The sequence below is a fragment of the Accumulibacter sp. genome (assembly GCF_036625275.1).
In the GTDB taxonomy this organism is placed as follows: domain Bacteria; phylum Pseudomonadota; class Gammaproteobacteria; order Burkholderiales; family Rhodocyclaceae; genus Accumulibacter.
Genome location: NZ_JAZKUD010000006.1, coordinates 16,729 through 41,605, shown reverse-complemented (window position 1 = coordinate 41,605; position 24,877 = coordinate 16,729). Strand labels below are relative to the sequence as shown.

Below are 24,877 nucleotides of genomic sequence, written 5' to 3'. Positions count from 1 at the left end.
GGCTTCGATGCGGCGAGGGTAGCGCATTATCGGCAACCGGTTTTCGATTAGAGTAGGCGCATGCCGAAGAACAGAATAATCCCCGCATTGAATGCTGTCTTGACAGCCGGCCAGCTTCGCAAACGCTACATCACGGCGCTATCGCTGATCGCCTTGCTAACCATCCTGTCACAGATCGTGGTACAGCACCTGATTGCCGATCAGACATCTGACTCGCGCGTCGTCAACATTGCCGGCCGACAGCGCATGCTGAGCCAAAAAATCACCAAGAACGCGTTCTACGTGGCCAATGCCCAGGCAACCGAGTCAGCGACAAGCTACCGCCAGCAACTTGCAGAGACGTTGGAACTCTGGAAGCGCTCACACCAAGGACTGCTGCACGGCGACACCGAACTTGGGCTACCGGGAAAAAACAGTGTAGAGGTCATCGCCCTTTACAACCGCATCGACCCACACCATCAGGCGATCATTGCCGCGACAAGAAACCTGTTGGCAACCTCTGCGCAGGCTCAGCCCGTCGACCAGGATATCCAGAGCATTCGCGAACACGAGTCCAGTTTTCTGCAAGGTATGGATGAAATCGTATTCCGCTACGATCAGGAGGCCAAGCGCAAGCTAGATGTGGCACGCTGGGTTGAACTGGCTTTGATGGTACTCACCCTGCTGGTACTGGCGCTCGAAGCCCTGTTTATTTTTTCGCCGGTGACTCGTCGCATCCGTCAAGACATGCTGGCACTTGAACAGAAGGAAGAGGACATGCGTCACCTCTTCTCCGTCAGTCCAACCGCACTGCTGCTGGTCGATAACAAGAATCTGACCATTCTGGATGCCAACCAGAAAACCGCTGAACTGACCGGAGTCACCGTTCGGCAACTTGCCGGAAGTCATTTGCAAACCTATCTCGATGACACCTTTGATGCGAACCGACTGTTTCTTGAAAAAATCATCAACAACGAGTCTCTCAATGACTACGAGATCATTCTCCTGACGGTACAGAACACCGTGACCAATGCCCTGGTTTCCGTTCGCCAAATCCGCTTTGCCGGGCGAGAGGTGCTGGTCCTTGGCATGACCAACATCAGCGATCTCAAGAAAGCACATGCGGCGCTTGAGCATTTCGCCACCTTTGACGAAATGACCGGGTTGCTCAATCGACGCGCCGGATTGATGATTCTGCAAAATTCGATGGCCCGCTGCAAACGCGATCGTCGATCACTCACCCTCTGTTTTGCTGACCTTGATGGTCTGAAGACGACCAACGATCGATTTGGCCACTCCGAAGGCGACTGGTTGTTACGCAAGACGGCTGAAGTCCTGTCAACATCGATTCGTGCCGGCGATGTTGCGATGCGGCTCGGGGGCGACGAGTTTCTGCTGATCTTCCACGACTGTGAGAAAGAAGCCGTCTCCCGCCTGCTTGCACGCATCGAGGATCGGATCGTCGCAATTGGCATTCAGGAACACAAGCCCTTCGCCATGGGCATCAGTTTGGGTGTGACCGACTTCAATCCGGAACATCACTCGACGCTGGAGGAATTCATCGCCGACGCTGATGAACACATGTACAAGATGAAGCAGCAACGAAAACGGTTCGTAGTGCCTAACGATGCTGGCGATTTGAGCCCCCCTTGATCATGAAAGGACTGCAGAACATCACATGACCACCGTCACCGACATTAATACGCAGGCCGCGTCCGGCCTGATCCATATCGATGCCCTCCTGGATAGCGGCCCCGGCTGGAACTGGGTGGCTCCCGCTCGCAACACGCTCTTCTATACCTTCGCACTGAACGACGGCAACAGCCGCGACATCGGCAGTACGATCAGTGCTGCACCAGTGGCTTTCAATGCCACGCAACAGGCGGCCGCGGTGCAGGCCCTCAACCGGCTGACACAGATCACCGGCATCACCTTCGTGGCCACCGCCGACGGCGCTGTGGCCGATCTTTATTTCGCTGCCGCCGACATCATCACCAGCAGCAGCACCGCGGGCATCTGCTCAACGCGCCGCCACTACTCGTTCGACGGCGACAACACGATCATTACGTACACGGCGGACGCCTACATCTACCTTGACAACGCCGACTTCGCAGCCAGCAACCACGCCCCCGCTGCCGGCTCGGCCGGCTACGAGGTGCTCCTGCACGAGTTGGGCCATGCGCTGGGGTTGAAGCACCCCTTTTCGGGCAGTGTGCGGCTGAGCGAGGCCGACGACCACACGGCGAACACACTGATGTCCTATAACCATGCCGGCGGGCCCTATAGCGACTATTCGCCCTACGATATTGCAGCGCTGAGGTTTCTCTATGGGGGTGACGGCCTGGGCAAGGCACTCGGCCAGGGTAGCCGCGGGCAGTATCTGATGGGCACTCGCGGCACCGATACCCTGACCGGCAGCAACGGTAACGACGTGCTCGAAGGCCTGGCCGGCGACGATCAGTTGAGCGGTGGCATCGGTCAGGACACCGCCCATTACAACGGCCCTGCCGACCACTATGCGCTAGCCATGACGAACGGTCACTGGTCGGTAAGCGACACTGCCGGCCAAGATGGCCACGATTTCCTGTACGGCATCGAACGCCTGCATTTTGCCGACCACAAGCTGGCGATCGACATCGACGGCCATGCCGGCACCACCGCCAAAGTCTTGGGGGCCGTATTCGGCGCAGCCGCAGTCGACAATCCTGCCTATGTCGGCATCGGGCTTGGTCTGCTCGATGGCGGCATGTCCTACCAAAGCCTGATGCAACTTGCGCTGGATGCCCGGCTCGGCGCCGGCGCCAGCCACCAGGCGGTGGTGACTTTGCTATACACCAACGTGATCGGCAGCGCGCCCTCGCCCGACACGCTGGCCTTCTTCACCAGCCTGCTCGAAAGCGGCGCGTATACGCCGGCCAGCCTGGGCGTGCTGGCTGCTGAAACTGCTCAGAACGCGGCCAATATCGACCTTGTGGGTCTCTCCGAAGTCGGCATCGGTTTTGTCTGATGTGATAGAGAACCGATCAGTGCACATATTGGGCATACAGGTCGAGGTAATCGTGCACTGCCAGCGTGCCCAGTTGGTACACATCGCGCGAAGACTCTTCGATGCGGTCTTGCTGTGCCGGGGAAAACCGGCGTGCCAGATGAGTCCGGAATTTCTCGACCAGTACCGGAATCCCTTCGGCGCGGCGTCGACAGTGTCCCAACGGATATTCGGAAACCAGTTCTGCGGTTCGGCTGCCGTCGGCGAACACGACTTGCACGGCATTGGCGATCGAGCGCTTGGACGGGTCCAGATAGTCCGCCGAAAACCTGGGTTCTTCGCGGACCTCGATCTTCGCACGCAACGCGTCGATACGCGGGTCGGCGGCAGCCGCATCCTCGTAGTCTTCGCTAGTCAGCCGTCCCTTGATCAGCGCGACAGCAACCATGTATTGCAGGCAGTGGTCGCGGTCGGCGGGATTGAAGAGCGGCCCCTGCTTGTCGATGATGCGCAGCGCCGATTCATGGGTGCGAATCAGTACCCTGGCAATCCTGTCAATCCGTCCACGCACCTGCGAATGCAGTTCCACCGCACACTCGACCGCCGTCTGAGCGTGGAACTCGGCTGGAAAACTGATCTTGAACAACACATTCTCGATCACATAGCTGCCATACCGACGCGACAGGCGGAACGGCTGTCCCTTGAACAGAACCTCATAAAAGCCCCAGGTCGGGGCAGTCAACACCGACGGATAACCCATTTCACCCTTGCACGACATGAGCGCCAGCAATACACCGCGCGCGGTGGCATCGCCCGCTGCCCAGGATTTTCGCGAACCGGTGTTTGGCGCGTGCCGATAAGTGCGCAGCGGCTGACCATCGACAAAGGCCTGCGAAACGGCATTGATGACCTGCTCTCGCCCACCGCCCATCAGCCAGGTGCATACCGCAGCAGTCGCCACCTTGACCAGCAGGACGTGGTCCAGCCCGACGCGATTGAAGCTGTTTTCGAGGGATAGCACCCCCTGGATCTCATAGGCTTTGATCATCGCTTCCAAGACCTGGCGCATCAGTAGCGGCGCCTGCCCGCTGGCGATGCGGGTCCGCGACAGCCAGTCGGCAGTCGCGAGAATGCCCCCGAGATTATCCGAGGGATGCCCCCATTCGGCGGCCAGCCAGGTGTCGTTGAAGTCCAGCCAGCGAATCAGCGTACCGATGTTGAAGGCCGCCTGCACTGGGTCGAGTTGAAATACGGTACCGGGAACACGGGCACCGTCAGGGACGACGGAGCCTGGAACGATCGGCCCGAGCAGTTTGCTGCAGGCCGGGTAGGCAAGCGCTTCAAGACCGCAACCGAGCGCGTCGATCAGGCAATAGCGCGCCGTTTCAAAAGCCGCTCTCGACTCGATCTTGAAGTCGAGAACGTAGTCGGCAATATCGACCAGTACCTGGTCCGGTGCGGGAGGTGTGGCGGGAATGCGTGTGCTCATGTCTGTTTTCTCTTGCTGCGGAGCAACTGCCCCGCGGAATGCTCAGCATCGTTCTGACAGAGTGACAAACTTCTGCTCCTCCGGTCCAACGTAGTTGGCCCAGGGGCGGATGATTCTTCCATCGATGCGTTGCTCGATGACGTGCGCTGCCCAGCCGCTGGTACGGGCAATGACAAACAGCGGGGTAAACATCGGTGTTGGAACGGCCAGCATGTGATACACCACGGCCGAAAACCAATCGACATTGGGAAAAATGCGCTTTTGCTCCCACATCACGGCCTCGATTCGACTGGCGATGTCGAACAGCACCCGGTTGTCTCCCGCAGTACACAATTGCTGGGCAACGGCGCGGATGACCTTGTGGCGCGGATCGGAGATGGTATACAGGGGGTGACCGAAACCGATGACGATTTCCTTGTTCTCGAGGCGGCGGTTGATGTCCTGCTCGGCGTGCTCGGCGTCGTTATAGCGGCTCTGGATCTCGAAAGCAACCTCGTTTGCACCGCCGTGCAGACGGCCACTCAGCGCGCCGATCGCACCACTGATCGCTGCATACAGGTCGGCACCGGTGCCAGTGATCGTCCGGGCAGTAAAGGTCGAAGCATTGAACTCGTGTTCGGCATAAAGCACCAGGGACTTGTCGAGACTGCTCGCCTGCAGCGCCGTCGGGGCCTTGCCCCGCAAGAGGTGGAGAAAGTGCGCGGCGATCGAGTCATCATCAGTCTCGGTCTCGATGCGCCGGCCGTTATGCGACCAGTGATACCAGTAGAGCAGCATCGATCCGAAGCTGGCAATCAGCCGGTCGGCGATCTCACGCGCCGCACCGGGGTTATGATCCTGCGCTTCCGGCAGAATCGTGCCGAGCGCTGAACATCCGCTACGCAAGACGTCCATCGGATGCGCCGAGGCCGGCAGGCTCTCCAGCATTGGTCGCAGCATCACTGGCAATCCACGCAGCGTCTTGAGCTTCTTCTTGTACTGGTTGAGCTGGGTCGGACTCGGCAAGCGTCCGTAGAGCAGCAGATAGGCCACTTCCTCGAAAGTGGCATGCTCGGCCAGGGCAATCACATCATAACCACGGTAATACAGATCATTGCCGATGCGCCCTACCGCACAGATCGCCGTGTCGCCGGCAACCACACCGGACAACGCGACTGACTTCTTGACCCTGGACAGTTCCCCCTCTTTCATCTCGTATCCCCTCCCCTTGTTGACGAGTCATTCGGCTTGTGGCTATGCACGCACGCTCACTTCTTTGCCATCCCTGTACCTGGCTCGTCGCTGACATGCAGGTGTGGCGGAGGCATGAAGGCGAGCGAACAGGCGTTCTCGTGGCCTTTCAGGTATTTCGGCAACGCCACGACTTCCACTTCGGTCACACCGGCCTCGATCATGCCGAGACGTACCGCCGCCTCACGTGAGAGATCGATCAGCCGGCTGCGATGTCCCATCCGATCATTGATCCTGACCACCACGCAACGCGCTGACAAGACACGGCGAACAGCCACCAGCGCGCCCATGGGAAAGCGATTGCTTGCTGCGGAAATGGTCCGGTGATCAAAATGCTCGCCAGAGGCCGTCTTGCGCCCGCTAAAAGCGGTCCCGTAAAAGCTGGCTCGTCCGCTCAGGATCGGTGACGTATCAGGCCATTCACCCGGCGAACCCAGGACTGGAAAGGAATCTCCGAAAGCAAATCCAGAAAGAAGCGAAGCCAGCACGACAAAAACAAGTTTCAAAGGATCTGACTCCTCAAGGTGGCCGCAAGAGCCAAAACGATGGTAGGCCAGACCGGTCAACAAGCCTCATCACCGCCTGCTTGCTGATCAAGAGAACGCTTACAATTCCGACTCTTCCTGCAAGGTGTCGCATGGTGACTCCCCGGTGGCAATTGGCAAAGCTCCAGCTTTGCCTGCGTAAGCATATCCTGCGCGTTGGCACGCGCACAAGTCGCCCGTCGATCGAGCTGGCGCCCGCGCGACTGCCGCGCACCGCCGGCGCATGCAAAATCGATCGGCCGGGCTGCTCGACCGCATGAATACGCACACTGTTCCTGACTGGTTGCGACGGTTGCTGATGCGCAGCGTGGCACATCGTTACTATTCGCTGGTGGTGACGGCGATCGCCTTCTCATCGACGATGACCTTCACCTTTCCTTTCGTCGCCGTGTTGATCCCGGCGGTACTGCTCTCACCCAGGCGCTGGCGCACGCTCGGCCTGCTCTGCGGCATCGCGAGTGGCTGTGGCGCCGCCGCACTGGTCGAGATCTTCCGGTACCTCGGGTCGGAATTCATCGTCTCGCACTACCCGGAACTGCTGCACTCGCAGGCCTGGCAAACGGCCAGCGAATGGCTGCAGCGCTGGGGTCTGATTGCCATGCTGATCATTGCCGGGTCGCCGATCCCACAGACCCCCGCACTGCTCTTCTGCGCGCTGGCCGAGGTGTCGACGCTGGGCATCCTGATCGCAGTCGGCATCGGCAAGACGGTCAAATATCTGTTTCTGGCCTGGGCCACGGCCCGCTATCCGGCGCGCTTCATCCGCTACGGCTGAGCAGCAGACACCCCGGATCAGGCCATACCGGCGCTGTGCGCCTGCACATCCGCCCAGTAGCTGGAGCGCACCATTGGGCCGCAGGCAGCACCGGTGAAGCCCATCGCCAACGCCTCCCGCTCGTACATCCTGAAGGTCTCGGGATGAACGTAGCGCAGCACCGGCAAGTGATGGCCGGAAGGTGCCAGGTACTGGCCGATCGTCAGCATATCGACGTGGTTGGCACGCAGGTCTCGCAACACCTCGAGGATCTCGTCGTCGGTCTCGCCAAGGCCGACCATCAGTCCCGATTTGGTCGGCACCTGCGGATAGCGCTCCTTGAAGCCTTTGACAAAAGCCAGTGAATGCGCGTAATCGGCGCCAGGCCGGGCCTGGCGATACAGGCGCGGCACCGTTTCCAGGTTGTGGTTGAGAATGTCGGGCAACGCCTGCCCGAACACCTCGATGGCAAGCTCCATACGGCCCCGGAAATCGGGAACCAGCGTCTCGATGGTTGTGCCGGGCGATCTGCGCCGCACTTCGGCAATGACCTCGACAAAATGCTGCGCGCCGCCATCACGCAGGTCATCGCGGTCGACGCTGGTGATCACCACGTAGCGAAGTTTGAGCCGGGCAACGCTGTCGGCGAGATTGGCCGGTTCATTGACGTCGGGTGCCAGCGGCTTGCCGTGGCCGACGTCGCAAAACGGGCAGCGGCGCGTACAGATGTCACCGAGGATCATGAAGGTCGCCGTACCGCGGCCGAAACATTCGCCAATGTTGGGACAAGCGGCTTCTTCACAGACGGTATGCAGTTTCTGTTCGCGCAACATTTTCTTGATTTCACCGAAACGACCCGCATCGTTACCCGCCTTGACTCGAATCCAGTCAGGCTTGCGCTGTGGCGTCTGCGAAACGATCTTGATGGGAATGCGAGCCGTTTTCAGTTCACCCCTTTCCTTGACGCCGGCGATCCTGGCACCTGCTCTTGTTGCCCCCTGCCCTGCCTGCCCATCATCCTGACTGCTCATTGCCTGCACTCCAGTTGTCCCGCGAGATGTCCGGCCAGCGCCGTGGCCACTTGTGCGGGAGTCAGCGCGATGCCGAGATCGCGTGTCTGCGTCACCGGCAGGCCAGGGTAGCCGCAGGGGTTGATTGCCGCAAACGGCGACAGGTCCATCGCAACGTTCAAGCTGACGCCGTGGTAACAGTACCCCTTGCGGACGCGCAGACCGAGCGCCGCCACCTTGGCCACGCCCACATAGACCCCCGGCGCACCGCCATGCCGCTCGGCAACGACGCCATACTCGGCAAGCAGATCGATCACCGCCTGCTCGATCGCCGCTACCAGCTCACGCACTTTCAGCCTCCTTCGGTTCAGATCCAGCAACAGGTAGATCACCACCTGACCTGGACCGTGGTAGGTAATCTGGCCACCCCGGTCGGTCTTCAGCAGCGGGATGCCCAGGTCAGCCAGCAGATGCTCCGGTTTACCCGCCTGACCCAGGGTAAACACCGGTGAATGCTCGCAACACCACAGTTCGTCGACCGTCTGTTCGCTACGTGCAGCCGTAAAGCGGACCATCTGCTGCCAGGTCTGCTGGTAATCGGTGTAGCCAAGATGACGAACCCGCAGCGAGCTGGCGATCGACACCGGATCGCTGTCGAAGCCATCCGAATCGACAGGGCCGCACTGACCGGCCGGCTTCACAGAACGATCTTGACCAGCGGATGGCTGCTCAGTTCCTGATAGAGCGTGTCGAGCTGCGCTCTGCTGGTGGCATGGATGGTGCAGGTCAGGCTCAGATAGTTGCCGGCCGATGAAGAACGCACCTCCATCGTCGCGACATCGAAATCCGGCGCCTGCCGCAGCACGACTTCGAGGACCGCCTGCACCAGGGCATCGCTGGCCGCCCCCATGATCTTCAGCGGGAAAGCACAAGGAAACTCGAACAGGCTGTCAGTATCGTCAGACATCGGTGCTCCGGCTCGTTTTGGTTGATGTGAAAGTCGCGTCAGCGACTCACGAATCTCGCCTGCGGATGTCAGTTAAACCAGAGACGGACGCTGTCGATCATGCGGCCAAGCATGCCTGCTGCCGGAACCTCCTCAAGCGCCAGCACCGGGTAATCCCCGTAAGCTTTGTCATCGATGCTGACCTTCAGGGTACCCAGAACCTGCCCGGAGGCGACCGGCGCCATCAGCCGCTGCTGCGTAACGAGTTCGGTCCTGATTTTGGGGCCGAAACCCTTGGGCACGGCCATGACAAGGTCTTTGGGAAAGCCAATTCTGACCGTATTCTCCTTGCCCTTCCAGACCTTCAGCGTGCTCACCGGTTCGTTCTTCGCATACAGTTGAACGGCATCGTAGAACTGGAAGCCGAAGTTGAGCAGCTTCAGCGATTCCTGCGCGCGCGCGCTATCCGATGCCGCACCGAGCACCACCGAAACCAGGCGACGTGATCCCCGTTTTGCCGACGAGACCAGGCAATAGCCTGCCGCCTCGGTGTGACCGGTCTTGAGGCCATCGACGGTCGGGTCGATATACAGCAGGCGATTGCGATTCGGCTGCCGGATGTTGTTGTAGCGAAACTCCTTCATCGAGTAGTACCTGGCGTACTCTTCGGGGAAATCACGAATCAGGGCGTCAGCCAGAATCGCCAGATCGCGTGCCGTCGTGTAGTGCTGCGGATCGGGGAGGCCGCTAGAATTGCGAAAACTCGACCCTTTCATGCCCAGCCTCTGCGCCTCACGATTCATCATCTGCGCGAAGTTCCCTTCGTCGCCGGCAATGGCTTCGGCCAGTGCGACACAGGCATCGTTGCCCGACTGGACGATCATGCCCTTCAACAGATCCTCAACCTTGACCTCTGTGCCGACCTGGATGAACATTCGCGAACCGCCTGTTTTCCAGGCTTTCTGGGAAACCGGTACGGCCTGATCAAGCTTGATCGTCCCCTGCCTGATCGCCGCAAAACTCAGATAGGCGGTCATCAGCTTGGTCAGTGATGCTGGCTCGAGGCGCTGATCAGCTGCCTGTCCGGTCAGTTCCTGTCCAGACGCCGATTCGACCAGCAGCCATGACTTGGCTGCCAGAACCGGCGGCGTCGGCAATTGCTGGGCACTGGCCAGAAGGGGAAGACAAAACAGAACGAAGAGCAGGGATCGGAGCGTGAGCATGGTTGGGTTTCTTGGCAAAGCGGCGATTATAGCAAGCCATTCCGGCCATATCCGTATGCGTTTTGCGACCCGGTTAGCCAGGAGATTCCTCACTTCCGTGATTTACTTTACATCCTGGCAGGCCGACCTGAACGTACAGTAGAGGCACTTTTCCGGATGTAAATACCCGTGCAAGCGGGCGCTGCTGGACTCCATTGTTGCCACTCTTCCGACCCCTTTCGAGCTCCCTTGACCTGCAAGGCGCGTTTGCGCAACTCTCAAGACGAGGATTTGCCGGACATCACCTCGACGAAACCCTGCGCCAGCTCACCGCCACCACCAGCCGGATACTGAATATCGAGCGCGTCAGTCTATGGGGCTTGAATGCGCAAGGAGAAAACCTCGAATGCATCAATCTCTATGAGCTGTCCCGCGACCGGCATAGCAGCGGCTTGACACTGCGCGCGGCTCGCTACCCGGAATATTTCCGGGCCCTTGAGAAGGGCGAACCGATTGTTGCCGATGACGCGATGAAACATCCGTCCACTCAGGAATTCAGCCACGACTATCTGCTGTTGAACGGCATCAGTGCCGTCATCAACTCGCCGATTCATGCCGATGGCGAATTGCAGGGCGTGCTCTGCATCGAGCGTGTTGGACCGCACTCAGCCTGGACTTCGGTGCAACGACTGTTTGCTCATGCGGTCGCCAGTCTGGTCAGCCAGGCCTTGCTGCAAAACCAACTGCTTTCGATCAAGGAAGAACTGCGCGACGCCAACCACCTGCGACGCGCCCTGTTCGAGAGTGCGCGTGACGCCATCCTGATCTCCGATGCCCATACCGGGAATATTCTCGAAGCCAACCCTCAGGCGGAAAAACTCTTCGGTCGACCATTGCAACAGCTTCTCGGCGTTCAACCCAATGAAGTCGCCCATCACTACGGCGACAGCCTGAACATTCGAGATCTGTGCAAGCGGCTGGCCAGGACCACTGGCGTCGAGTCGGTACGCAGTGAAATGCTCGCTCGCGACGGCAAGCGCATTCCGCTCGAAATCAGGAGCCAGGTGGTGCAGCTCGAGCAAGGCAAGAAAGTCGTGCAGGGAGTATTCCGCCCGCTTGACGACGACGGCTGATCAGCGCGCCACCAGGGTAGGCTTGTACCCAAGCGCCAGACGAATCCTTTCGGCCACTTTTTCGGCATCGACGCGGCTAGGATACGGACCCAGATGAACGCGGTGCATACCGCCACCGGCGTTGACCTGGATCTCTTCGTTGAGCCAGTCCAGTTCACGCAACAGGTGTGAGCGCAGGCTTTCGGCATTTTCGGCGCTGACGAAAGCCCCCAACTGCAGGAAGACGCCGCGCAGGCCTACGGACGCGGTAGCCACCACCGGCGTCGCATTCACCAGCGGGGATGGCGTGACCGCCTTGTCGGACCCCAGTCTGGCCGCCAGCAGTTCAATCTCGTCTCGTTCCACCGGGTTGACCATCGCTCGCGCTGGGCGTGGCGTCGGCATCACCTGCGCGTAGCTCATCGTCGTCGCGCCGACGGGCAGAATCGACTCGACTTCAACCTGGGTACTGCCGTTATCCACGTAACCCAATCGATAAGCGGCTGCATACGAGAGGTCGATGATCCGATCGGCATGGAAGGGGCCGCGATCGGTCACTCTCACGACCACTGATTTGCCATTGCTGACGTTGGTCACACGGGCATACGAGGGAATCGCCAGGGTCGGGTGTGCGGCCGTCATCGAGAACATGTCGTAGGGTTCACCGATCGACGTCGGTTGCCCATGAAACTTCTTGCCGTACCAGCTCGCCACACCACGCTCCTGATGGGGTCTGAGACTGGCGTGCGGCTCGTAGGCCCTGCCGAGAACGACATACGGCCGGTTCGCAAAGCGATGCAGCGGTTCAAGGCGCGGCTGTGCGTCGGGAATCTCGTCGAGATTGTCGGGGAACTCGTCGCCCGGGCCATCGTCCTTGTAATAGGCACCCCCCCGCTTCTGCAGGACGTTCGTCTTCCTGACCATCTTCGCCGGTGCCTTGGCCGGCTCGGTCGTACGCGATCCCGACTCGGCCGGACGCGATGGCTGACCACCACAGGCTGCGAGGAGCCATGGCAACAGGCACAGTGCCGCGGTGTACGGCAGCCGTCTGGCCAGTGCCAGCCCAGCCAGTCCACACTCCGCGCGCCTCATTTTCGAACCAGCATCCGGTGCGTCTGGATGCTCATCAGGATGCCGATCCCAACCGACAGGGTCACCAGCGCCGTTCCTCCATAACTCATGAACGGCAGCGGCACCCCGACCACCGGCAGAATGCCGCTGACCATGCCCATGTTGACGAACACGTAGGTGAACAGGCTCAGCGTCACCGAGCCGGCCATGACACGCGCGAACAGTGTCGAGGCATTGGCGGCGATCATCAGGCCACGGACAATCAACAGAAAGTAGAGCAGCACCAGAATGCTGTTGCCGAGCAAACCGCGCTCCTCGGAGAAAACGGCGAAGATGAAGTCGGTATGGCGCTCGGGGATGAATTCAAGGTGGGTCTGCGTACCTTCCAGCCAGCCTTTGCCGAATGTGCCGCCTGAGCCGATGGCAATGGTCGACTGGATGATGTGATAGCCCGCCCCAAGCGGATCGCTGGCCGGATCGATCAAGGTCAGGATGCGTTTGCGCTGGTAGTCATGCAGCATCGTCCATACGAAAGGTGCTGCCGCCGCAGCCGCAGCGAACAGGCCAAAGATCACCTGCCAGGGCAGACCCGCCAGAAAGATGACGTAAAAGCCGGCAGCCCCGACGAGAATCGCCGTTCCGAGGTCAGGCTGCTTGGCAATCAACGCGAAAGGGACGAGCAGCAGCAGACAGGCAAAGAAATAATGGCGGAATCGGAGCATCGCTTCGTGCTTGTGAAAGTACCAGGCGAGCATCAGCGGCACGGCAATCTTCAGCACCTCGGAGGGCTGGATGCGGGTAAACCCGAGCGACAACCAGCGTCTTGCCCCATTCACCTTGACCCCGAAGAAAAATACGCAAATCAACAGGATCACGCCGAGCACGTAGAGCGGCACACCGAAACCCATCAGTTTCTGCGGCGGCAACTGCGCCACCAGCCACATCGCACAAAAGCCCACCGCCATGTTCACGGCCTGCGCCAGCAGGCGATTGCTGGCGTCGTAGGTGGCACTGTAGACGGTGGCCAGACCAGTCGCCATGATCGATGCGGTAAGCAGCAGCAAGGGCCCGTCGAGGTGTTCGACCAGGCGCACCCAGATCCGGTGCAGCAACGGCGGCAACATCAGCTAGTCCTCCTCGACATCGTCTTCCCGCGCTGCCCCCTTGGGCAGCTTGCCAAGCAGATAGTAATCGAAAACCATGCGTGCGATCGGTGCCGCCGACTGGGCACCGAAGCCCCCGTTTTCCACCAGCACGGCCAACGCGATCTTCGGCTGGTCTGCCGGCGCAAACGCAATGAACAGCGCATGGTCACGCAACTCCTTCTTGACACTCGAGGCCCGGTACTCCGCGCCCTTGAGGCTGAAAACCTGCGCCGTGCCGGTCTTGCCTGCCGAGACATAGCTGGCACCGGCAAAAGCGCGCGCGGCAGTGCCCGCGGTGTTGACGCCGATCATGGCCTTCTTGATGGTCTCGACATTCTGTCGCTTCCACGGCAGGATGCGCAGCGGCTCCGGCTCGATCATCGTCTGCTCGCCACTTCGGCTATCGGTGATGTACTTGACGAGGTGCGGCCGGAACATGACCCCATTGTTGGCAATGGTGGCGGTCGCCTGCGCCAGCTGGATCGGGGTGTAGGCATTGTAACCCTGACCGATGCCGATCGAGATCGTTTCACCGGCAAACCACTTCTGCTGCTCGGGTCGCTTGAAACGACGCTTCTTCCACTCCGGCGACGGCAGCACACCTTCCGATTCCCCCTCGATATCCACCTCGGTGCGTTGACCGAAACCCAGTTGCCCCATGAAGCGAGCGATGCTGTCGATGCCCATGTCGTTGGCAAGCATGTAGTAGTAGGTATCACAGGAATGGACGATCGACTTGTACATATCGACGCTGCCGTGCCCCCCCTTCTTGTCATCGCGAAACTGGTGCCCGCCAAAATTGAAGAAGCCGGGGTCCGAAATCGTCTGTCCGGGCGTGCGCTTGCCGGTTTCCAGCGCTGCCAGGGCCATGAACGGCTTGAAGGTCGAACCCGGCGGATAGGCGCCGTTCAGTGCGCGGTTGAGCATCGGTTTGTCTGGCGAGTTGTTGAGCAGATCCCAGTCGTCGCTGCGGATGCCATCGACAAAGAGATTGGGGTCGAAGGAAGGAGTGGACACCAGCGCCAGAATGCCTCCGCTCGCGGGCTCGATCGCCACCAGCGCGCCGCGGCGGTCGCCAAAGGCCTTTTCGGCCATTTCCTGCAGCTTGATGTCGAGCGTCAGAGTCAGGTTGTTGCCCTGTACCGGTGCTGTCCGCGACAGACTGCGAATGGCCCGTCCGCCCGCATCGATTTCGACCTGTTCATAGCCGGTTTGACCATGCAACTGATATTCGTACTTCTGTTCCAGTCCGGTCTTGCCAATGTGGTCGGTGCCTTTATAGTTTGCCGCCTGTTCGTTTTCCTCGATGATCTCCAGGTCGCGCTTGTTGATTCGATTGATATAGCCGATGGCGTGCGCGGCGATCGGACCCAGCGGATATTGGCGGAACAGACGCGCCTTGACCTCGACACCGGGAAAGAGATAACGGTTGGCTGCAAAGCGAGCGACTTCCTCCTCACTCAGGCGCGTGCGAATCGGCAGGCTTTCGAAATTCTTGCTCTCCTCGAGCAACCTGCGAAAACGCTTGCGATCCTTGGGCAGAACCTCGATCACCTTGCCCAGACCTTCGATCGTCGCTTCGAGGTCCGCGACCTTCGAGGGCGTAATCTCCAGCGTGAAAGCCGAGTAATTATGGGCCAGGACCGTACCATTGCGATCGACGATGACACCCCGGTTGGGAACGATCGGCACCAGGGAAATCCGATTGTCCTCGGCGCGGGTGGTGTAGTAGGCGTGCTGCAGCACCTGCAGATGGACGAAGCGCACGATCAGGACAACGAAAGCCGCGAACACCGCAACCCCGGCCAGGGCGATCCGGAAGCGGAAGCGAGACAGTTCGCGATCGGTGGCATTCAACGGTAACTGACCAGCCAGCAAGGTGAAACCCTCAGCGATGACGTCGGATCAATGACCACTGTCCCGCATATCGGCGAACACGGCGCCGACAGCACCTCACGGACTCAGAGCGGCCGGTTGGCATCACGGTCCACGGGCTGATGCTGCGGCAGCAGCAGGACGAAGGTTAGCAAGGGCCACAGCAGCGTCCCGAAAACGGGTCCGAGGAAATAGCTGATGCCCGGCGAATCGGCGCCGGTGAGCAGGCGTACGCTGAACTGCACCAGCTGAACCAGCAGGAGCAGCGGCAGGACCTGCAAGGCTTGCAGCCCGAGTGGAAACCACAGGATCCGGCGCGACAGCGAGGACCCGCCGTAAGCTGCCAGGACATAGGCCAGCGCGTGTTGTCCGAGCAGGCTGGCATCGGCAACGTCCATGGCCACACCGAAAACGAAAGCCAAGCCCATGCCGACTCGGCGTGGCTCGCGAATGCTCCAGAAAACGATCAACAAAGCCAGCCAGTCGGGCACACCGTGCCAGACGGTGGTCGGCAGGAAATTCAGCAGCAGCGCCACCAGCAAGCTGAAGCCGATGAACCACGGGCGTACCGGCAAGAGAATTCGCGATGAGGAATAGCTGCTGGTCTGCATCGGGTTCAGTCCTTTTTCAGACGTTTCTTCTTGGCCGGTCCGGATCGCACCGATGACCTGGCTTCCCGACCGGCAGCCTCCCTGACCAGTTGCTCTGGCAAGACCACCGCCGGACGCGGGTCGAGAATCATCACTTCGCTGAAGTTCTCGACGCCGGCCAAGGGCATGCAAAAGATCCTGGCAAATGAGTACGAGGTATCCCGTTCGATGTGCACCACCCTGGCGACCGGGAAGCCCGGCAGAAAGATGCCATCCAGTCCCGAGGTCACGAGCACGTCGCCATCCTTGACGTCGGCGTTGGCCGGCAGAAAACGCAGTTCGAGCTGGCCATTGCCCAGACCAAAAACCACCGAGCGCAAGCCGGTGCGAACGATCTGTACAGGCACCGCCTGCTCCTTGTCGGTAATCAGCGTGACTTCAGCGACGAAGGGAAACACTCGGGTCACCTGACCGACGATGCCTGCATCATCGATCACCGGCTGCCCGGCAACCACCTTGTCCTGCTGCCCCTTGTCGATGACGATACGCCGCGAATAGGGGTCGCGTGCCGAATAGAGGATCTGTGCCAGTTGACCGCTCGCCTGCTGCCGCTCCTTGACACCGAGCAGATTGCGCAGACGCTGGTTCTCGACTTCCAGGTGCTGGGTGCGCAGCAGCGTCGCCACGTTGTCAAGGCGGGCGCGTTTCAACTGGGCATTTTCATCCTGCAAACGTGACACGCTGACAAAATAATTCCCGGCGTTATCGAGAAACTGCGCTGGCAGCTGAGCCAGATGTTGCACCGGATGAGTGAACATGGACAGCGCCTGCCGCAACACTTCCAGCGTTTGCAGGCGCGCGTCGACCACCAGGAGTGCAACCGACAGCGCAACGTAGAACGACAGCAGCGCCAAAGGTGCCGGCCCGCGCTTGAAAAACGGTGGCGGCTGGTGGTCCATCAATCAGGCCTGGAGTTGACAAGGTGCGGCAATCACACCACGCACCACAGCGCATCAGTCGGAAGCGAAAATGCTCCCGAGATTATCCATCTTTTCAAGCGCCATGCCACAGCCTCGGGCAACGCAGGTCAAGGGCTCCTCGGCAACGATCACCGGCAGACCGGTCTCTTCCATCAGCAGACGATCGATGTCGCGCAACAGTGCGCCCCCCCCGGTCAGCACCATCCCCTTGTCGGCAATGTCGGCGCCAAGCTCGGGAGGGGTCTTTTCAAGTGCCGACTTGACCGCCGAAACGACGCTGTTCAACGGCTCGGTCAGTGCTTCGAGAATTTCGTTCGAGGAAATGGTGAACTTGCGCGGAATGCCTTCGGCCTTGTTGATTCCCGAAACCTCCATCTCGCGCACCTCGGCGCCGGGAAACGCCGAACCGATATTCTTCTTGATGTTTTCCGCGGTGTTCTCGCCGATCAGCATGCCGTAGTTGCGGCTGATGTAGTTCATGATCGCCTCGTCGAGCTTGTCGCCACCGACGCGTACCGAACCCGCATAGACCATGCCACCGAGCGAAATGACGCCGACTTCGGTAGTCCCGCCGCCAATGTCGACGACCATCGAACCCGTCGGCTCGGACACCGGCAGACCCGCGCCGATCGCCGCCGCCATCGGCTCCTCGATCAGAAATACCTGACTCGCACCGGCACCGATCGCCGATTCGCGAATCGCACGGCGCTCGACCTGTGTCGAACCCGAAGGCACACAGATGATGATCCGCGGTGACGGCGATAATAGCCGCGAGTCGTGAACCTTCTTGATGAACTGCTTGAGCATCTGCTCGGTGACCGTGAAATCGGCGATCACGCCATCCTTCATCGGTCGGATCACCGTGATCGCCCCAGGCGCCTTGCCAAGCATTTCCTTGGCTGACTTGCCGACCGCCTGAATCGTTTTCTTGGAACTCGGCCCACCCTGCGTACGAATGGCGACCACCGATGGTTCGTCGAGGACAATTCCTTTCGATCGCACATAGATCAGCGTATTGGCCGTGCCTAGATCGATCGCCAGATCGTTGGAAAAATAACTGCGCAGAAAACTGATCATGCTTGATAAATCCGTGATGGCCCACAGCAAGGGCTGCGGTTGGAAAAACTTTTATGATACCTTATATGGCCTACTCATTTAACAACTTGGTAATTTCCGCCCATGTCGCTTACGCTAGAACAGGTCCGGCGCGTCGCCCACCTCGCCCGAATCGAAATCAGTGATGTCGAAGCACATCGCACACTCGGCCATCTGAACGAGATTTTTGGCTTGATCGAAGAGATGCAGGCCGTTGATACGCAAGGCATCGGGCCCATGGCGCATGCCCAGGAGGTGGCGCAGCGTCTACGCGCCGATCGGGTCACCGAGTCGGATCAGCTTGCCCAGCGCACTGCTTTCCAGGCCATCGCACCAGAAACCGAGGGCGGACTCTACCTGGTGCCAAAGGTCATCGAATGATTGAGTACAGCCTCCAGGCGATGGCGACCGCCTTGGCAAACAAGGAAATTTCAAGCGTCGAGCTGACGCAACTGTACCTTGACCGGATCGCTCGCCACAATCCACCACTCAATGCTTACATTACCGTCGATCCGGCCCGCAGTCTTGCCCAGGCGCGCGCCGCCGACGAGCGCCTGGCCAGGGGCACAGAAGGACCATTGACCGGCATCCCGATCGCGCATAAGGACATCTTCTGCGCCAAGGGCTGGCTGACCACCTGTGGGTCGAAGATGCTGAGCAATTTCGTCAGCCCCTACGATGCCGCAGTGATTGCCCGCTTTCAGGCCGCCGGTGCCGTAATGCTCGGCAAGACCAACATGGACGAATTCGCGATGGGTTCGTCGAACGAAACGTCCTTCTACGGGCCGGTACACAACCCCTGGGACGACAGCCGCGTTCCCGGTGGCTCTTCCGGCGGATCGGCCGCTGCGGTCGCCGCACGCCTGGCACCCGCAGCCACCGGCACCGACACCGGCGGATCGATTCGCCAGCCGGCGGCACTATGCAACCTGACCGGGATGAAACCCACTTATGGCGTCATCTCGCGCTACGGCATGGTCGCCTTTGCGTCCTCACTCGACCAGGCCGGACCGCTTGGCCGCTCGGCTGCCGACTGTGCCCTCCTGCTCAACGCCATGGCCGGCTTCGACGAACGCGATTCGACGAGTCTCGACCGCCCAATTGAAGATTACGGCCGTGAAATCAATGCCGCAAGGACTGCAAAACCACTGGCCGGATTGAAGATCGGCTTGCCGGAAGAGTTTTTTGGCGATGGCTGCAGTCCCGAAGTGATGCAACTGGTCGAAGCGGCCATCGGTGAATACCGCCAACTTGGCGCCGAGACCGTTGCCATCAGCCTGCCGAGCATGGGCCTTGCAGTGGCCGCCTACTACGTGATCGCCCCGGCAGAAGCGAGTTCGAACCTGGCGCGCTTTGACGGCGTTCGCTACGGTTATCGGGCACCGGCGTACCAGGATCTCAACGACATGTACTGCAAGAGTCGCGCGCAGGGCTTCGGTGACGAGGTCAAGCGGCGCATACTGATCGGTACCTATGTCCTGTCGCACGGCTACTACGATGCGTATTACCTGCAGGCGCAACGCATCCGTCGCCTGATTGCCAACGATTTTGCCAGCGCCTTCCAGAAATGCGACGTGATCATCGGGCCGACCAGTCCGAGTACCGCTTTCAAGCTCGGCGAAAAAGCGGCCGATCCGGTGCAGATGTACCTGTCGGACATCTATACGATTGCCGTCAACCTCGCCGGCCTGCCCGGAATTTCAATCCCCTGTGGTTTTGCCGGCGGCTTGCCGGTCGGTCTGCAACTCATCGGGAACTATTTCGCCGAAGCCCGGCTGCTCAACATCGCCCACCGCTATCAGCAGGCAAACGCCTGGCACTTGCGGCGGCCAGACGGATTTGACTGAGGCACGGCAGTCTGCACACGCCGTCGGCGTGCCCTTTTCCGGCCAGTACCGGCAGGTACTTCGCCAACGCTTCTTGAAGAAAGAGTCAGCAGTGATGAAACAGTGGGAAGTCGTCATTGGTATCGAAACGCACGCGCAGTTGTCTACCCAGGCCAAGATTTTCTCGGGCAGTTCGACTGCCTTTGGTGCCGCCCCCAACATCCAGGCGAACGCGGTCGACATCGCCCTGCCTGGCGTCCTGCCGGTGCTGAACAGGGGCGCCGTAGTCTGCGCAATTCGCTTTGGCCTCGCGGTCGGTGCCGAAATTGCCCGGCACTCGGTCTTTGCACGCAAGAACTACTTCTATCCGGATCTCCCCAAGGGTTATCAGATCAGCCAATACGAGTCGCCGGTGGTGCTGGGCGGCAAGCTGGCGATTCAGGTCGGCGAAAGCGAAAAGACGGTTTCCCTGACCCGCGCCCACCTCGAGGAGGATGCCGGCAAGTCCCTGCATGAAGGATTGGGGCCGCATTTCCGGGAGCACTCGGGAATCGATCTCAACCGTGCCGGAACACCCTTGCTGGAAATCGTCACCGAACCCGACATGCGTTCTTCCGCCGAAGCGGTCGCCTATGCCCGAGCCTTGCACGCGCTCGTGCGCTGGATCGGCATCTGTGATGGCAACATGCAGGAGGGCTCCTTCCGTTGTGATGCCAACGTCTCGGTACGCCCCGTCGGCCAGCCGCATTTCGGTACTCGCCGGGAAATCAAGAATCTGAACTCCTTCCGCTTCATGCAGCAAGCCATCGATTACGAGGTGCAGTGGCAGATCGCCACCCTTGAAGATGGCGGCAGAATCGAGCAGGCAACGGTCCTGTTCGATCCGGTCAGCGGTGAAACACGCGCCATGCGTTCGAAGGAAGATGCCCACGATTACCGATACTTCCCCGATCCGGATTTGCTGCCGCTGGTTATCGATCGCCCATGGGTCGAGCAGATTCGTGCACAACTGCCCGAGTTGCCAACCGCCAAACGCGAGCGCCTGATGGCCGACCACGGGCTTTCCGCCTATGACGCCAGGGTTCTGACCAGTTCGCTTGAACTGGTCGGCTACTACGAAGCCACCGTAGCCATGGCCGGCAAGGCAAACGCCAAAAGCTGCGCCAACTGGGTCATGGTCGACCTGGCCGCCCGCCTCAACAAGGAAGACCGCGAAATCGGCGAATCGCCGGTCTCGGCAGAACAACTCGGCGGCCTGATCGCCCGCATTGGCGACGGCACGATCTCGACCAATATCGCCAGAAAGGTTTTCGATTCCCTGTGGAACGGCGAGGGCAGTTCGGCAGACGAGATCATTGCCCGGCAGGGCCTGCAGCAGATCAGTGACAGCGGCTCTCTGGAAAGGTTGCTCGACGACCTGCTTGCCGCCAACCCGGCGATGGTTGCCGAATTCAGGGCCGGCAAGGAAAAGGCCTTCAACGCACTGGTCGGTCAGGTCATGAAAGCGACGCGCGGCCAGGCCAACCCACAGCGCGTCAGCGACCTGCTGCGCAGGAAACTCGGCTAATGGTCATGACTTTTCCAGGCACCCCGATCATGAAAGTCATGACCGTTTCCTTCTCTCCCAACCCCTCCCCCGCGAGGAGGGGTTGGGAGGTTCGTGAGTCGCATACGCGACTTTCACATTAACGGTCAAGCACACCACTCAGGGCCGCACCGGTGGCCGCTTCGAAAGTTCGACAAAGCGGCGCAGATCCTCGTCGTACTTCTGCCGAATCGTTTCCTGGTCTTTTTTCTTGGACTCGATGACCGACTCCTGTGCCCTGATCTCCTGATCAGCATCACGCAGGCCCTTGGCCACGTCTGCCGGCAACTGCCGGTTTCTGTAGAACTCGGCTTCATCCTCGAACTTCTTGCGCAACCTGCGGATCTCCGTGATCCTGTCCTGCGCCGCCTGAATCGCTGCATTCAGGTCTCGCTCGGCGCGGCTACGCATGACTTCGATATCTTTTTCACTGCCATAGGTATTGAGCAGGGCCTGATCCTTGCGCCGCTGCTCCTTGAGCGCCCGTTCCTGCTCGCTACGCCGTTTTTCCTCGGCGGCACGCTGGGCTCGCTGCTCGGCAGTCAGCGGCGCCTCGACAGTCCGTGCCCGACCGGAAGTACCCAGCTCGCGATAGGCACGCGTATAACAGGCCGGCGGCAAAACGTCGCCACACACCGGCCTACCCTGTTCATCCGTGCAACAGAAGATCGAAGCGGCGGCAAAGCTCGCATCCCCGCCGGTCAACGCCAGCAGCAGGAGAGCATAGCTAACTGCCGCGTGCAAGGCCGTATGCCTGTCTGTAATGCGCCATCGCAACCTCGTGCTGTCTGAAATCCGGATGCTCCCGAAGAAAGCTCATCAGATCGTCGAGGTTGGCGACGGCCAGCACCGGAATACCATAATCCTGTTCGACTTCCTGCACCGCCGACCTTTCACCGCTGCCGCGCTCCATGCGATCCAGCGCGATGACCACGCCACAGGGTGAAGCACCGGCAGCACGGATCAGCGCCACCGATTCGCGAATCGAGGTGCCGGCGCTGATCACGTCGTCGATGATCAGCACGCGACCAGCCAATGGCGCACCAACGATGCTACCGCCTTCGCCGTGATCCTTGGCCTCCTTGCGATTGAACGAGAACGGCAGGTTGCGCCCTGTCCGTGCCAGGGCAACGGCGATCGCAGCCACCAGCGGGATGCCCTTGTACGCCGGCCCGAACAGGCCATCGACGACGATCCCACCGGCGATGATCGCCTGCGCGTAGAATTCCGCCAGACGACCCAGTGCCACGCCGTTGTTGAACAGGCCGGCGTTGAAAAAGTAGGGTGAAAGCCGTCCCGCCTTGGTCGTGAAACTGCCAAAACGCAGCACCTCCTGAGCGACGGCAAACTCGATGAATTCCTGACGAAAGTCCATAAACCAATCTCGGATGAAAGCCGCTTCGGGCATCGACCCTCTATGTTACGCATCATTACGTTGAACCTCAACGGTATTCGTTCGGCATGGCGCAAGGGATTTCTCCCCTGGGCCAGGGCCCACAATCCGGATATCATCTGCCTCCAGGAGATCAAGGCACATGCGGCGGATCTCTGCGAAACCATGCAAGCCCCCGAGGGCTTCCATGCCTACTATCGCTGCGCCGAGAAAAAGGGCTACAGCGGCGTCGGTCTATGGTCCCGCCACAGACCGGAGCGGCTATTCGACGAACTGGGAAGCGACGAATTTGACCGCGAAGGGCGCTATTTGCGTGCTGATTTCGGGAATCTCTCGATCATCTCGCTTTATCAGCCCTCGGGTTCCAGTTCCGAGCAACGGCAGGCAGCGAAATTCCGATTCATGGCCCTGATCTATCCGCATCTCGTCGAACTTGCATCGAGCGGGCGCGACATCATCATCGGAGGCGACTGGAATATCGCCCATCAGGAAATTGACCTCCGTAACTGGCGAGGCAACCGCAGAAACTCCGGATTTCTGCCCGAGGAGCGTGCCTGGGTAAGCCGATTGCTCGACGAAGGCGGCTGGTGCGACGTATACCGCAGTCTGTACCCCGACAGCACGGGCGAGTCGTACACCTGGTGGTCGAACCGTGGTCAGGCCTGGGCAAAGAACGTCGGTTGGCGGCTCGACTATCAACTGGCGACGGCCGCGATCACCGGCAAGGCCCGCAGCGCATCGGTCTACAAGGAGCAACGGTTCAGCGACCATGCACCCTTGACCATCGATTATGACTATTCACTGTAGACCGATCGACGAGAGCGAGCTGGCGCCTGCCCGGAACGGAGGTCCTGGTGCAGCGCAACAGCTTTTATGGATTGCTCTCCGCGAGTGATTTCTATAATCTGGGAACTTCGTTGAGGTTTGCCCCTGCACCCTCGCCATTCCTGCCATCACTTTCCCCTGTGAGGTTCATCATGTCCGAAGTTACCGAACTTTCCGCCGCCAGCAAACAAAAACTCGTCTCCGACATGAAGGTCGTCGTTGCCGACGCAGAAGAAATCCTGCGTGCCACCGCTGGCGTTGCCGGCGACAAAATGGGCGATCTGCGCGAACGCATCGGCGAGCGGCTGCGCGACGCCAAGCTCCGCCTGGCAGATGCCGAAGCGGCTCTGGTCGACCGCACCAAGGCCGCGGCGCGCGCCACTGACGACTTCGTGCACGAAAATCCCTGGCGTGCTGTCGGCGTTGCTGCAGCCGTTGGTCTGCTGCTCGGAGTGATCATCGGTCGTCGCTAATCAACCGCAACCGTCTGACAGTCATGAGCGAGACACCAGGCAGCGCAAGCGGCGGCCTGCTGGCGGCCACCAGGAACGGTGCCGCCACCCTGCTGGCCATCGGACGCACGCGCCTCGAACTCCTGGGCAACGACCTCAAGGAAGAAAAGCTGCGTGCCGTCCGTGTCCTGCTCCTGTCGCAAGTTGTGGCGTTTTCCCTGATGGTCGGCACGATCCTGGCAATCACCTTGCTGGTCGTCGTGTTCTGGGAAAACCGGGTGCTCCTGTTGAGCGCCTTCACTGTCATTTCCCTGGCCAGCGGAGGGTTTGCCTACGCGGCCCTGCGACGTTCGCTGCGCACCCGCCATCAACCCTTCGCGGCCAGCGTTGCCGAACTCGCAGAGGATCTTCGCCAGATGAAAGGCTCTGCCAGCCATGAACCAAGAGCTGATTGACCTGGCCATTGAGCGCGGCAGACTGATCGAACGTATCAGCAGCCAGCGCCAACTCCTTGGCCAGCAACTGCAACCGCTGGGCACAGGTCTGGCCAGAGCCGACCGAACCATTGCCGGCATTCGCCAGAGCAGTGATTACATCAAACAACACCCGGAAATGGTCGCCGTCGGCGTCGCTGTGCTGGTCGTGCTGCAACCGCGTCGCGTCTGGCGATGGAGCCAGCGAGTTTTTTTCGTTTGGCGCACCTGGCGCATGCTGCGCAAACAGATCGGGATCTCGGCCTGAGCATCCCTTGCCACGCCAATCGAATCAGGGAATCGCATCCCTTCCC

26 protein-coding genes are annotated in these 24,877 nt (G+C 60.2%); 11 read left to right on the top strand and 15 right to left on the bottom strand.

Annotated features, from left to right (window positions below):
- Positions 1–60 precede the first annotated feature (60 nt).
- Both V5B39_RS04660 and V5B39_RS04655 read left to right on the top strand, forming a co-directional pair.
- Positions 61–1,632, top strand: a complete 1,572-nt coding sequence (locus tag V5B39_RS04660) for a diguanylate cyclase (RefSeq protein WP_332341759.1) — start codon at positions 61–63, stop codon at positions 1,630–1,632.
- A 25-nt stretch (positions 1,633–1,657) separates the two neighbouring features.
- Complete coding sequence (locus tag V5B39_RS04655; protein WP_332341758.1) at positions 1,658–2,986, top strand: reprolysin-like metallopeptidase; 1,329 nt, start codon at positions 1,658–1,660, stop codon at positions 2,984–2,986.
- Positions 2,987–3,002: 16 nt separating this feature from the next.
- Here V5B39_RS04655 and V5B39_RS04650 read toward each other — a convergent pair whose 3' ends face one another.
- The 3 genes from V5B39_RS04650 to V5B39_RS04640 are packed head-to-tail and all read right to left on the bottom strand — an operon-like array spanning position 3,003 to position 6,253.
- Entirely contained in the window at positions 3,003–4,454 is a 1,452-nt protein-coding gene (locus V5B39_RS04650) for a bifunctional 2-methylcitrate dehydratase/aconitate hydratase (protein ID WP_332341757.1), read from the bottom strand.
- Positions 4,455–4,496: 42 nt separating this feature from the next.
- Positions 4,497–5,645: a bifunctional 2-methylcitrate synthase/citrate synthase gene (gene prpC / locus V5B39_RS04645; protein WP_332341756.1), complete on the bottom strand. Its 1,149-nt coding sequence runs from the start codon at positions 5,643–5,645 to the stop codon at positions 4,497–4,499.
- A gap of 56 nt (positions 5,646–5,701) precedes the next feature.
- A complete protein-coding gene (locus V5B39_RS04640; RefSeq protein WP_332341755.1) occupies positions 5,702–6,253 on the bottom strand; it encodes a septal ring lytic transglycosylase RlpA family protein in 552 nt (183 codons plus the stop codon).
- Between the two features lie 199 nt (positions 6,254–6,452).
- Here V5B39_RS04640 and V5B39_RS04635 point away from each other — a divergent pair, with 199 nt between their 5' ends.
- Positions 6,453–7,004: a YqaA family protein gene (locus V5B39_RS04635; RefSeq protein WP_332341754.1), complete on the top strand. Its 552-nt coding sequence runs from the start codon at positions 6,453–6,455 to the stop codon at positions 7,002–7,004.
- Positions 7,005–7,021: 17 nt separating this feature from the next.
- Here V5B39_RS04635 and lipA read toward each other — a convergent pair whose 3' ends face one another.
- The 4 genes from lipA to V5B39_RS04615 form a co-directional block, all read right to left on the bottom strand.
- Complete coding sequence (lipA, locus tag V5B39_RS04630; RefSeq protein WP_332341753.1) at positions 7,022–8,014, bottom strand: lipoyl synthase; 993 nt, start codon at positions 8,012–8,014, stop codon at positions 7,022–7,024.
- Positions 8,011–8,631 carry a lipoyl(octanoyl) transferase LipB gene (gene lipB / locus V5B39_RS04625; RefSeq protein ID WP_332341815.1) on the bottom strand — a complete coding sequence of 207 codons (621 nt, stop codon included), beginning with the start codon at positions 8,629–8,631 and terminating at the stop codon, positions 8,011–8,013. The genes lipA and lipB overlap by 4 nt, the downstream gene beginning before the upstream one ends.
- Positions 8,632–8,690: 59 nt before the next feature.
- Positions 8,691–8,960, bottom strand: coding sequence for an HP0495 family protein (locus V5B39_RS04620; RefSeq protein WP_332341752.1), 270 nt, complete (start codon positions 8,958–8,960; stop codon positions 8,691–8,693).
- Positions 8,961–9,028: 68 nt separating this feature from the next.
- The gene (locus V5B39_RS04615) at positions 9,029–10,162 is read right to left on the bottom strand and encodes a D-alanyl-D-alanine carboxypeptidase family protein (protein WP_332341751.1); all 1,134 of its coding nucleotides are present in this window, start codon (positions 10,160–10,162) and stop codon (positions 9,029–9,031) included.
- 197 nt (positions 10,163–10,359) lie between these two features.
- On the opposite strand from V5B39_RS04615, the gene V5B39_RS04610 reads away from it, so the two are divergent.
- Positions 10,360–11,274: a GAF domain-containing protein gene (locus tag V5B39_RS04610; protein WP_332341750.1), complete on the top strand. Its 915-nt coding sequence runs from the start codon at positions 10,360–10,362 to the stop codon at positions 11,272–11,274.
- Here V5B39_RS04610 and V5B39_RS04605 read toward each other — a convergent pair whose 3' ends face one another.
- From V5B39_RS04605 to V5B39_RS04580, 6 genes are all read right to left on the bottom strand, one after another.
- A complete protein-coding gene (locus V5B39_RS04605) occupies positions 11,275–12,345 on the bottom strand; it encodes a septal ring lytic transglycosylase RlpA family protein (RefSeq protein ID WP_332341749.1) in 1,071 nt (356 codons plus the stop codon).
- A complete protein-coding gene (gene rodA / locus V5B39_RS04600) occupies positions 12,342–13,448 on the bottom strand; it encodes a rod shape-determining protein RodA (protein ID WP_332341748.1) in 1,107 nt (368 codons plus the stop codon). The genes V5B39_RS04605 and rodA overlap by 4 nt, the downstream gene beginning before the upstream one ends.
- A 3-nt stretch (positions 13,449–13,451) precedes the next feature.
- Positions 13,452–15,326: a penicillin-binding protein 2 gene (mrdA, locus tag V5B39_RS04595; protein ID WP_332341747.1), complete on the bottom strand. Its 1,875-nt coding sequence runs from the start codon at positions 15,324–15,326 to the stop codon at positions 13,452–13,454.
- A 104-nt stretch (positions 15,327–15,430) separates the two neighbouring features.
- Positions 15,431–15,955 carry a rod shape-determining protein MreD gene (gene mreD / locus V5B39_RS04590; RefSeq protein WP_332341746.1) on the bottom strand — a complete coding sequence of 175 codons (525 nt, stop codon included), beginning with the start codon at positions 15,953–15,955 and terminating at the stop codon, positions 15,431–15,433.
- Positions 15,956–15,960: 5 nt separating this feature from the next.
- A complete protein-coding gene (gene mreC, locus V5B39_RS04585; RefSeq protein WP_332341745.1) occupies positions 15,961–16,893 on the bottom strand; it encodes a rod shape-determining protein MreC in 933 nt (310 codons plus the stop codon).
- 54 nt (positions 16,894–16,947) lie between these two features.
- A complete protein-coding gene (locus V5B39_RS04580; RefSeq protein ID WP_332341744.1) occupies positions 16,948–17,991 on the bottom strand; it encodes a rod shape-determining protein in 1,044 nt (347 codons plus the stop codon).
- A 102-nt stretch (positions 17,992–18,093) separates the two neighbouring features.
- Here V5B39_RS04580 and gatC point away from each other — a divergent pair, with 102 nt between their 5' ends.
- From gatC to gatB, 3 genes are all read left to right on the top strand, one after another.
- On the top strand, positions 18,094–18,390 hold the full coding sequence (gene gatC / locus V5B39_RS04575) for an Asp-tRNA(Asn)/Glu-tRNA(Gln) amidotransferase subunit GatC (protein ID WP_332341743.1): 297 nt from the start codon (positions 18,094–18,096) through the stop codon (positions 18,388–18,390).
- On the top strand, positions 18,387–19,856 hold the full coding sequence (gene gatA / locus V5B39_RS04570) for an Asp-tRNA(Asn)/Glu-tRNA(Gln) amidotransferase subunit GatA (protein ID WP_332341742.1): 1,470 nt from the start codon (positions 18,387–18,389) through the stop codon (positions 19,854–19,856). The genes gatC and gatA overlap by 4 nt, the downstream gene beginning before the upstream one ends.
- A 94-nt stretch (positions 19,857–19,950) precedes the next feature.
- Positions 19,951–21,402, top strand: coding sequence for an Asp-tRNA(Asn)/Glu-tRNA(Gln) amidotransferase subunit GatB (gene gatB, locus V5B39_RS04565; protein WP_332341741.1), 1,452 nt, complete (start codon positions 19,951–19,953; stop codon positions 21,400–21,402).
- A gap of 138 nt (positions 21,403–21,540) precedes the next feature.
- On the opposite strand, the gene V5B39_RS04560 is transcribed toward gatB, so the two are convergent.
- Positions 21,541–22,164 (bottom strand): hypothetical protein, encoded by a 624-nt coding sequence (locus tag V5B39_RS04560; protein WP_332341740.1) that lies wholly within the window; start codon positions 22,162–22,164, stop codon positions 21,541–21,543.
- Entirely contained in the window at positions 22,148–22,795 is a 648-nt protein-coding gene (gene pyrE, locus V5B39_RS04555) for an orotate phosphoribosyltransferase (protein WP_332341739.1), read from the bottom strand. The genes V5B39_RS04560 and pyrE overlap by 17 nt, the downstream gene beginning before the upstream one ends.
- Before the next feature lie 42 nt (positions 22,796–22,837).
- Here pyrE and V5B39_RS04550 point away from each other — a divergent pair, with 42 nt between their 5' ends.
- From V5B39_RS04550 to V5B39_RS04535, 4 genes are all read left to right on the top strand, one after another.
- Positions 22,838–23,620, top strand: a complete 783-nt coding sequence (locus tag V5B39_RS04550) for an exodeoxyribonuclease III (protein ID WP_332341738.1) — start codon at positions 22,838–22,840, stop codon at positions 23,618–23,620.
- A gap of 170 nt (positions 23,621–23,790) precedes the next feature.
- Positions 23,791–24,111: a DUF883 family protein gene (locus V5B39_RS04545; RefSeq protein WP_034945290.1), complete on the top strand. Its 321-nt coding sequence runs from the start codon at positions 23,791–23,793 to the stop codon at positions 24,109–24,111.
- A gap of 23 nt (positions 24,112–24,134) precedes the next feature.
- Complete coding sequence (locus V5B39_RS04540; protein WP_332341737.1) at positions 24,135–24,545, top strand: phage holin family protein; 411 nt, start codon at positions 24,135–24,137, stop codon at positions 24,543–24,545.
- Positions 24,526–24,831: a YqjK family protein gene (locus V5B39_RS04535; protein WP_332341736.1), complete on the top strand. Its 306-nt coding sequence runs from the start codon at positions 24,526–24,528 to the stop codon at positions 24,829–24,831. Before V5B39_RS04540 ends, V5B39_RS04535 begins: the two co-directional genes overlap by 20 nt.
- Positions 24,832–24,877 lie beyond the last annotated feature (46 nt).

Bases quoted from the DNA above. Each gene is read 5' to 3' on its own strand.
- V5B39_RS04620 (WP_332341752.1), bottom strand. From the start codon at position 8,960: ATGTCTGACGATACTGACAGCCTGTTCGAGTTTCCTTGTGCTTTCCCG.
- V5B39_RS04660 (WP_332341759.1), top strand. From the start codon at position 61: ATGCCGAAGAACAGAATAATCCCCGCATTGAATGCTGTCTTGACAGCC.
- V5B39_RS04655 (WP_332341758.1), top strand. From the start codon at position 1,658: ATGACCACCGTCACCGACATTAATACGCAGGCCGCGTCCGGCCTGATC.
- prpC (WP_332341756.1), bottom strand. From the start codon at position 5,645: ATGAAAGAGGGGGAACTGTCCAGGGTCAAGAAGTCAGTCGCGTTGTCC.
- gatC (WP_332341743.1), top strand. From the start codon at position 18,094: ATGTCGCTTACGCTAGAACAGGTCCGGCGCGTCGCCCACCTCGCCCGA.
- V5B39_RS04635 (WP_332341754.1), top strand. From the start codon at position 6,453: ATGCAAAATCGATCGGCCGGGCTGCTCGACCGCATGAATACGCACACT.
- mreD (WP_332341746.1), bottom strand. From the start codon at position 15,955: ATGCAGACCAGCAGCTATTCCTCATCGCGAATTCTCTTGCCGGTACGC.
- V5B39_RS04545 (WP_034945290.1), top strand. From the start codon at position 23,791: ATGTCCGAAGTTACCGAACTTTCCGCCGCCAGCAAACAAAAACTCGTC.
- V5B39_RS04540 (WP_332341737.1), top strand. From the start codon at position 24,135: ATGAGCGAGACACCAGGCAGCGCAAGCGGCGGCCTGCTGGCGGCCACC.
- V5B39_RS04550 (WP_332341738.1), top strand. From the start codon at position 22,838: ATGTTACGCATCATTACGTTGAACCTCAACGGTATTCGTTCGGCATGG.
- rodA (WP_332341748.1), bottom strand. From the start codon at position 13,448: ATGTTGCCGCCGTTGCTGCACCGGATCTGGGTGCGCCTGGTCGAACAC.
- V5B39_RS04650 (WP_332341757.1), bottom strand. From the start codon at position 4,454: ATGAGCACACGCATTCCCGCCACACCTCCCGCACCGGACCAGGTACTG.
- gatB (WP_332341741.1), top strand. From the start codon at position 19,951: ATGAAACAGTGGGAAGTCGTCATTGGTATCGAAACGCACGCGCAGTTG.
- pyrE (WP_332341739.1), bottom strand. From the start codon at position 22,795: ATGGACTTTCGTCAGGAATTCATCGAGTTTGCCGTCGCTCAGGAGGTG.
- V5B39_RS04605 (WP_332341749.1), bottom strand. From the start codon at position 12,345: ATGAGGCGCGCGGAGTGTGGACTGGCTGGGCTGGCACTGGCCAGACGG.
- V5B39_RS04615 (WP_332341751.1), bottom strand. From the start codon at position 10,162: ATGCTCACGCTCCGATCCCTGCTCTTCGTTCTGTTTTGTCTTCCCCTT.
- lipA (WP_332341753.1), bottom strand. From the start codon at position 8,014: ATGAGCAGTCAGGATGATGGGCAGGCAGGGCAGGGGGCAACAAGAGCA.
- mreC (WP_332341745.1), bottom strand. From the start codon at position 16,893: ATGGACCACCAGCCGCCACCGTTTTTCAAGCGCGGGCCGGCACCTTTG.
- V5B39_RS04535 (WP_332341736.1), top strand. From the start codon at position 24,526: ATGAACCAAGAGCTGATTGACCTGGCCATTGAGCGCGGCAGACTGATC.
- V5B39_RS04580 (WP_332341744.1), bottom strand. From the start codon at position 17,991: ATGATCAGTTTTCTGCGCAGTTATTTTTCCAACGATCTGGCGATCGAT.
- gatA (WP_332341742.1), top strand. From the start codon at position 18,387: ATGATTGAGTACAGCCTCCAGGCGATGGCGACCGCCTTGGCAAACAAG.